This is a genomic window from Phormidium pseudopriestleyi FRX01 (assembly GCF_017313335.1).
Taxonomy (GTDB): domain Bacteria; phylum Cyanobacteriota; class Cyanobacteriia; order Cyanobacteriales; family Laspinemataceae; genus Laspinema; species Laspinema pseudopriestleyi.
This window is the reverse complement of sequence record NZ_JAFLQW010000157.1, coordinates 1-6,150: the sequence shown is the minus strand read 5'-3', so window position 1 is coordinate 6,150 and position 6,150 is coordinate 1. Positions and strand designations below refer to the sequence as shown.

The following is a 6,150-nucleotide window of genomic DNA, read 5'->3' as shown; positions in this document are numbered from 1 at the left end:
TTACTGGAGGTGATGTTTCCCTCCAATCCTTCCCCACCGTCAAACGCAGTAACTGTCCAATCTCTCCCACAGGACTTACCCATATTTGGAGAATCTCCCCTAAATGTAGAGGCGATTCGCGAATCGCCTCTACATTTAGGGTTTAATGTTAAAGATTGCGTAAGTCCTGTCCCAGAAACAGCATCCCCCACCCTTCAAGAACGAGTAGCATCATTCCCCTTTTGGTATCACAAAATTCAGTTACCGGGGGGAATTGTCACCCCCGGCGATAATCCCCTGAATGCAGAAATGTATGGCGTTCCAGAGGACCTGAGCGGAAAACGAGTCTTAGATGTGGGGGCCTGGGATGGATACTGGACGTTTGAGGCCCTAAAACGGGGTGCGCGGGAAGTGGTGGCGATCGATGATTTTTCGGACTATCTCGGACGCTTGGATCAACGCGATCGCCATGCCTGGGAAACCTTTGATTTGTGCCGAGAAGCACTGGGGTTTGACGAAACCATCTGTCAACGCCTAGAAAAATCCGTGTATGACCTCAATGAATCAGAATTAGGCCACTTTGATGTCATCTTCTGTTTCGGAACCCTTGACCACCTCAGATACCCCCTGCTGGCCCTCGATAAGTTATCCACCCTCTGTGATGGCGAAATTTACATCGAATCTGCCATTCTCGATGATTTTAGTCCCTACCGAGGAGGCATCGGCAAGGGATACCCCGGAGAGCAACAGGTGATAGAGTTTTATCCCAATAATGAATATGCGGGAAATTCTAGCAACTATTGGGTACCCACCTTATACTGTTTGGGTCAAATGGTAAAATCCTCCGGCTTTACCCAGGTTAAAGGCTGGAAATTAGTGCAGAACCCGCCTAATTGGGGGTTGTGTCGAGGATTTGCGATCGGCACTAAAGCCAAGTCGAGCAATTAAAACTAATGTCGCAAAGTATTAATCTGCAATGTCTGGGGATGAAAGGCACAATCTTCGTCTAAAATCAAATTGGATGACTCATTAGATTAATGAATAACCAGCCCCTTAGATTTTTTGACCCCAATTTGATAACCCATGCAGACAACAGCAACCTCTAACCCAGAGTCCGAGGCAATGGATGCCCCGAAATACGGATTGCCGGTTACCATCATTACAGGCTTTCTTGGGAGTGGCAAGACGACGTTACTCAACCATATCTTGACGAATCAGCAGGGACTGAAAACTGCCGTATTGGTCAACGAGTTTGGGGAAGTCGGCATCGATAACGAACTGATCGTCTCCACCGGCGAGGATATGGTGGAATTAAGTAATGGTTGTATTTGTTGCACCATTAACAACGATTTACTCGATGCCGTTTATAAGATTTTAGAGCGTTCTGATCAGATCGATTATCTGGTCGTGGAAACCACAGGACTCGCAGATCCTCTACCCGTAGCTCTGACTTTCTTAGGAACAGAACTCCGAGACTTAACTCGTTTAGATTCGATCGTGACTCTGGTGGATTCGGAGAATTACAGTTTGGATCTGTTTAATTCTCAAGCCGCGTATAGTCAGATTGCTTATGGCGATATTATCTTGCTCAACAAGGTAGATCTCGTGGATGAGACGGATGTGGATCTGTTGGAGTGCAAGATTCGGGATATTAAAGCCGATGCCAGAATTTTGCGGACGACAAAATCCCAGGTCCCGCTTCCTTTGATTCTCAGTGTCGGGTTGTTTGAGTCGGATAAGTATTTTAATGACGATCAAGTCGCCTCGAAAGGGGAGCATGATCATGATCACGACCATCATGATCACGACCATGACCATCATGCTCATGAGCATGATGATCATTCCAGTTGTGACCATGACCACGATCATTGCGAGCATGACCACCATGACGAACATCATCACCACTCGAATCATTTGGAGATGGATGGGTTTACGTCGATTTCCTTCGAGAGCGATAAACCCTTGTCGATTCGTCAGTTTCAGTATTTCTTAGATAATCAGTTACCGGCAACGGTATTTCGAGCCAAGGGGATTTTATGGTTTGATGAGAGCGATCGCCGTCATATTTTTCACTTGAGCGGCAAGCGTTTCTCGATTGATGATGATGATTGGAAGGGTCAACCGAAGACGCAATTAGTGTTCATCGGCCAGAATTTGGATAAGGAAGCCTTGCGATCGCAGTTAAACAAGTGTGTTTGTCTTCCTTCGACCTCTCGCGGCAAAGGGTTTGGAAAATAGCTGGACGGGTTAAAGAGGGTCCGGTTTTGATGGTAGAGTCAAGAGGCGATCGCCCTTGTAGAGACAGGAGCGATCGCCTTGATTGCCCAGGAATTGCCCAGTTATTGAAGCGATATTTAAAGGCGATCGGCAATGCGTTATCACCCCATCCATCCAGTCTATGCGAGTCGTTATCCAGCGCGTTAAATCTTCTCAAGTAACCGTCGAGGGTCGAATCCTGGGGAAAATAGGCCCCGGACTGAATCTCTTGGTTGCCATCAGCGATCGGGATACAGAGACCGAACTCGACTGGATGGCCCGAAAGTGTTTAGAATTGCGGTTATTTCCCGAACCCCAGGCCGATAGCAGTCGGTGGGATCAATCGGTTTTGGATATCCAAGGGCAACTGTTAGTGGTGAGTCAGTTTACCCTCTACGGCGACTGTCGAAAAGGTCGCCGCCCCTCCTTTGACCGTTCTGCACCGCCAGGAATGGCCCAAGAACTCTATGAGAAATTTGTTAAAAAGTTAAGGGAAAGTGGCTTAACCGTCGAAACAGGCGAATTTGGGGCGATGATGGAGGTGGAAATCGTTAACGATGGACCCGTTACTCTAATTTTAGAGCGAGAGTCCCCAGGTTAAACTGGAAGTTTCCCGTTAGAGAGACAGATTAACCGGAGGGGTCTAGGAGCGATCAAAGGCTTGCATTTGTTCCCATAGACGATTCAGGGGAAAATAGATAACCGGAGCCCACAGACTACTGAGAATAGCACAAGCCAGAGCGAGGGGTTGATGGTAGGCCCAAATTTCACTCAAAGCGCGATCGCCGATCCCACTAAACTGCAACGCCCGAATCGTATCCGCCAACATCGACATTCCAAATACAATCAGAGCCACGGAGATAAAATCTTCCTGGACATATTTTTGCTTCTGCAAAGTAGCCGTCAGATAGCCCACCACCCCCAAACTAACCGCATGAGTCGGAGTTCCCGAAGTCATTGCATCTAACAGCAGACCCAAGACAACCCCGGCTAAAGCGCCTTGAATCGGCTTGCGCTTGATACTCCAAGCGACCACCCAAATCAACAACCAGTTCGGGGCAATCCCCAATAGTTCCATACCCGGAAAGCGCGTCGGGAGCAGCAGCAAGCACAACAGGACCGAACCGACGGCGATCGCCGCATTCACGACTAACCGCATTCCCCCTGACAAATGAGACCCGTAAGTAAAAGAAGAAGTTCTCATCGCATTTCCTAATTTTGCAGTTCGTCAGAATCCTCTGAAGAACCAGGGTTTTCATAGGGGTTAACCACTACCCACTCCAGCAAGCTCATCGGAGCCGTTAGCTCAATTACCGCTTCTGGTGCTGGACTTTTATTCAAATTCACCGACTCGACCCGACCGATCGGTAACCCCGGCGGGAAAAGTTTTGAATAAGAAGATGACGACACAACATCCCCTTTATTCACATCAGGCACCTTCTCAAAGAACTCCATCACCGCCCGAGAAGCCGATTGTCCTCGCATCACCCCCATTTGGCGGCTACGACTAATCGTCACGCCCACCCGAGAACTAGGGTCACTAATCAGCAAAACTCGGCTGGTATGGGAAGTAACGCTGACCACTCTTCCCACCACGCCACCGGGACCCGTGACAATGTAGTTTTCTTTAATGCCATCTTCCCGTCCTCGACCCAAAGTTACCTGCTGCCACCAATGGTCTGCACTACGGCCAACAATTGGAGCAAGGATCCCTTCTTTTTTATTGGGGGAAACATAGTTCAAGAGTTCTTTGAGCTTTTCGTTTTGGCTTTCGAGTTCTTGGACCTTGTTTTGCAATTCCAGAGTTCGGGCATTGGTTAGTTGTTCTTGTTGGGTAGGACTCGACGCAAAGGGTCGAGTCGCCCATTGGTAAAGTTCAATCACAGCCGAACCTTGAGTGTACCGAACAACCAAAGCAGCACAGATGGTTAGACCCACCAGTGCTACTTGTAAACCATGCCGATCCCACCAGCGACGCAATGTGTACATTAGGAATTTTTAGAGACTTCAGTCTTCATCAGACGATTTGAATACTTGTTATCGGAGCAACTGGCCTTACATATTACGAGAACGACCGCTGAACACCCGTTCTAGCTGTTTAAAGTTTTCGAGAACCCGGCCCGTGCCGAGTACAACACAGCTCAAAGGATCAGCAGCCACATGAGTCACGATGCCAGTCTCATGACTAATCAGAGTATCTAGCCCCCGCAATAAAGCGCCACCCCCAGCCAACATAATACCTCGGTCAATAATATCTGCCGCGAGTTCCGGAGGGGTTCGCTCTAAGGTGCGTTTTACGGCTTCTACAATGACCGCTAGAGGTTCGGCCATACTTTCCCGAATTTCCGGTCCCTTGATCGTTACCGTTCGGGGCAACCCTGACAGTAAGTGCAAGCCACGGACCTCCATCATGGAGTCATCATCTTCATGAGTGGGATAGGCTGAACCAATCTGAATTTTGATATCCTCAGCGGTGCGCTCCCCAATTACCAGGTTATGCACCTTTTTCATGTAATGAATAATCGCTTCGTTCAGTTCATCTCCAGCGACCCGCACGGATTCGCTCAGTACGGTTCCCTGCAAACTCAGAACGGCGACTTCAGTCGTTCCTCCGCCAATATCGATGATCAGGTTACCTGTTGGCTCCGCAACGGGTAACCCTGCACCGATCGCCGCGGCGATCGGCTCATCAATTAAATAGACATCCCTAGCCCCAGCTTGAGCGGCTGCCTCCATAACAGCACGGCGCTCCACCCCAGTGACTCCCGAGGGGATTCCGATCACAATTCGAGGCGAGACTAAGGTTCTCCCCTCATGCACCCGACGGATAAAGTGCTTGAGCATGAGTTCAGCCGTATCGAAATCTGCAATAACGCCATCACGCAGGGGACGCAGGGCAATAACATTTCCAGGCGTCCGGCCCAGCATTTTTTTTGCATCCTCTCCCACTGCCAACGGCACTTTTTCGTCTTTATCAATAGCAACCACAGAGGGTTCTTGCAGAACAATACCTTTACCAGATACATAAACAAGGGTATTCGCGGTACCGAGGTCGATACCCATATCCCGGGATAGGGAAAAGCGATTGAACAGACCCACTGGTTTCTACGCCCCCAAAACGTGATGCTGTGCGACTATAACAATGTAACAGAAATGTAACCGAGGTGGATTCTAGTACGTTTTTTGTTTTGAGTCTAGTCCAGTGGGAGAAATTTTTTATCCCCACCGATCCACCAAGGGTGCAACTATAATCCCAAGTCCTCTGGACAAAATCCGGAGAAAACCCTTTTCAACGGGGCGATCGTTGATTGGGCCTTCCAGAAATTAGCAAAAATTCCCCAAAATTTGGGTCCCTTTTGGCCGATGTAAGCCCCTCTAAATTCAGGCGCTGAAGCAGTCTCCAGCCAGTCCAATTTTAGTTAAGATCTAGATTTCTTCTCTACCTTTGATGGGCGATCGCTTTCTAGAACGAGTCTTGCAGCAGTTTCACCCTACCCTTTAACTCGGAGGGGGAGCATCTTGCCCCAGACTAGAGCAGCAAGGGGACAAGATGCTCCCCCCGACCAAATAATTGTCCAGTCCAATTCATTTTGATTTAAACTCCCTATATAGCGACCCTAAATGAATTTGACAATGGATCTAAGCCCAAGAACCTTGGAGTGCGAGCATCTTGCTCGCTATCTCTATGTCAGAATGATTTAAACTCCCTATATTTCCTATCCTTAATAGGGAAAAATCAGGAAAAATCAACAAACCGACCACTAACTAATAGATAAACTCTAAACAATAAAAAACCTCCTGTTCTATGTAGAGAGACAGGAGGCTTTTTAGTTTAAATAGTGACCGGGCACCGAGCTATTTTCCCAGGAGGCTACCCTCCAAGTATCTTCGCCGCAGTCGCGTTTCACGTCCGAG

General features: G+C 48.4%; 7 protein-coding genes. 4 read left to right on the top strand and 3 right to left on the bottom strand.

Annotated elements, in window-relative coordinates; genetic code table 11:
* The 4 genes from J0895_RS05830 to dtd form a co-directional block, all read left to right on the top strand.
* The coding region (locus J0895_RS05830) for a class I SAM-dependent methyltransferase (protein WP_207087172.1) at nucleotides 1-927 on the top strand (927 nt) is incomplete at its 5' end.
* A gap of 135 nt (nucleotides 928-1,062) precedes the next feature.
* Nucleotides 1,063-2,217 carry a CobW family GTP-binding protein gene (locus J0895_RS05825; protein ID WP_207087171.1) on the top strand — a complete coding sequence of 385 codons (1,155 nt, stop codon included), beginning with the start codon at nucleotides 1,063-1,065 and terminating at the stop codon, nucleotides 2,215-2,217.
* 29 nt (nucleotides 2,218-2,246) lie between these two features.
* Nucleotides 2,247-2,417 carry a hypothetical protein gene (locus J0895_RS05820; protein ID WP_207087170.1) on the top strand — a complete coding sequence of 57 codons (171 nt, stop codon included), beginning with the start codon at nucleotides 2,247-2,249 and terminating at the stop codon, nucleotides 2,415-2,417.
* Nucleotides 2,378-2,836 (top strand): D-aminoacyl-tRNA deacylase, encoded by a 459-nt coding sequence (dtd, locus tag J0895_RS05815; protein ID WP_207087169.1) that lies wholly within the window; start codon nucleotides 2,378-2,380, stop codon nucleotides 2,834-2,836. Before J0895_RS05820 ends, dtd begins: the two co-directional genes overlap by 40 nt.
* A 42-nt stretch (nucleotides 2,837-2,878) precedes the next feature.
* On the opposite strand, the gene mreD is transcribed toward dtd, so the two are convergent.
* The 3 genes from mreD to J0895_RS05800 form a co-directional block, all read right to left on the bottom strand.
* Entirely contained in the window at nucleotides 2,879-3,439 is a 561-nt protein-coding gene (gene mreD, locus J0895_RS05810; protein WP_207087168.1) for a rod shape-determining protein MreD, read from the bottom strand.
* A gap of 8 nt (nucleotides 3,440-3,447) precedes the next feature.
* Entirely contained in the window at nucleotides 3,448-4,224 is a 777-nt protein-coding gene (mreC, locus tag J0895_RS05805) for a rod shape-determining protein MreC (protein ID WP_207087167.1), read from the bottom strand.
* Between the two features lie 66 nt (nucleotides 4,225-4,290).
* Nucleotides 4,291-5,298 carry a rod shape-determining protein gene (locus tag J0895_RS05800; RefSeq protein ID WP_207087173.1) on the bottom strand — a complete coding sequence of 336 codons (1,008 nt, stop codon included), beginning with the start codon at nucleotides 5,296-5,298 and terminating at the stop codon, nucleotides 4,291-4,293.
* Between the last annotated feature and the right edge of the window lie 852 nt (nucleotides 5,299-6,150).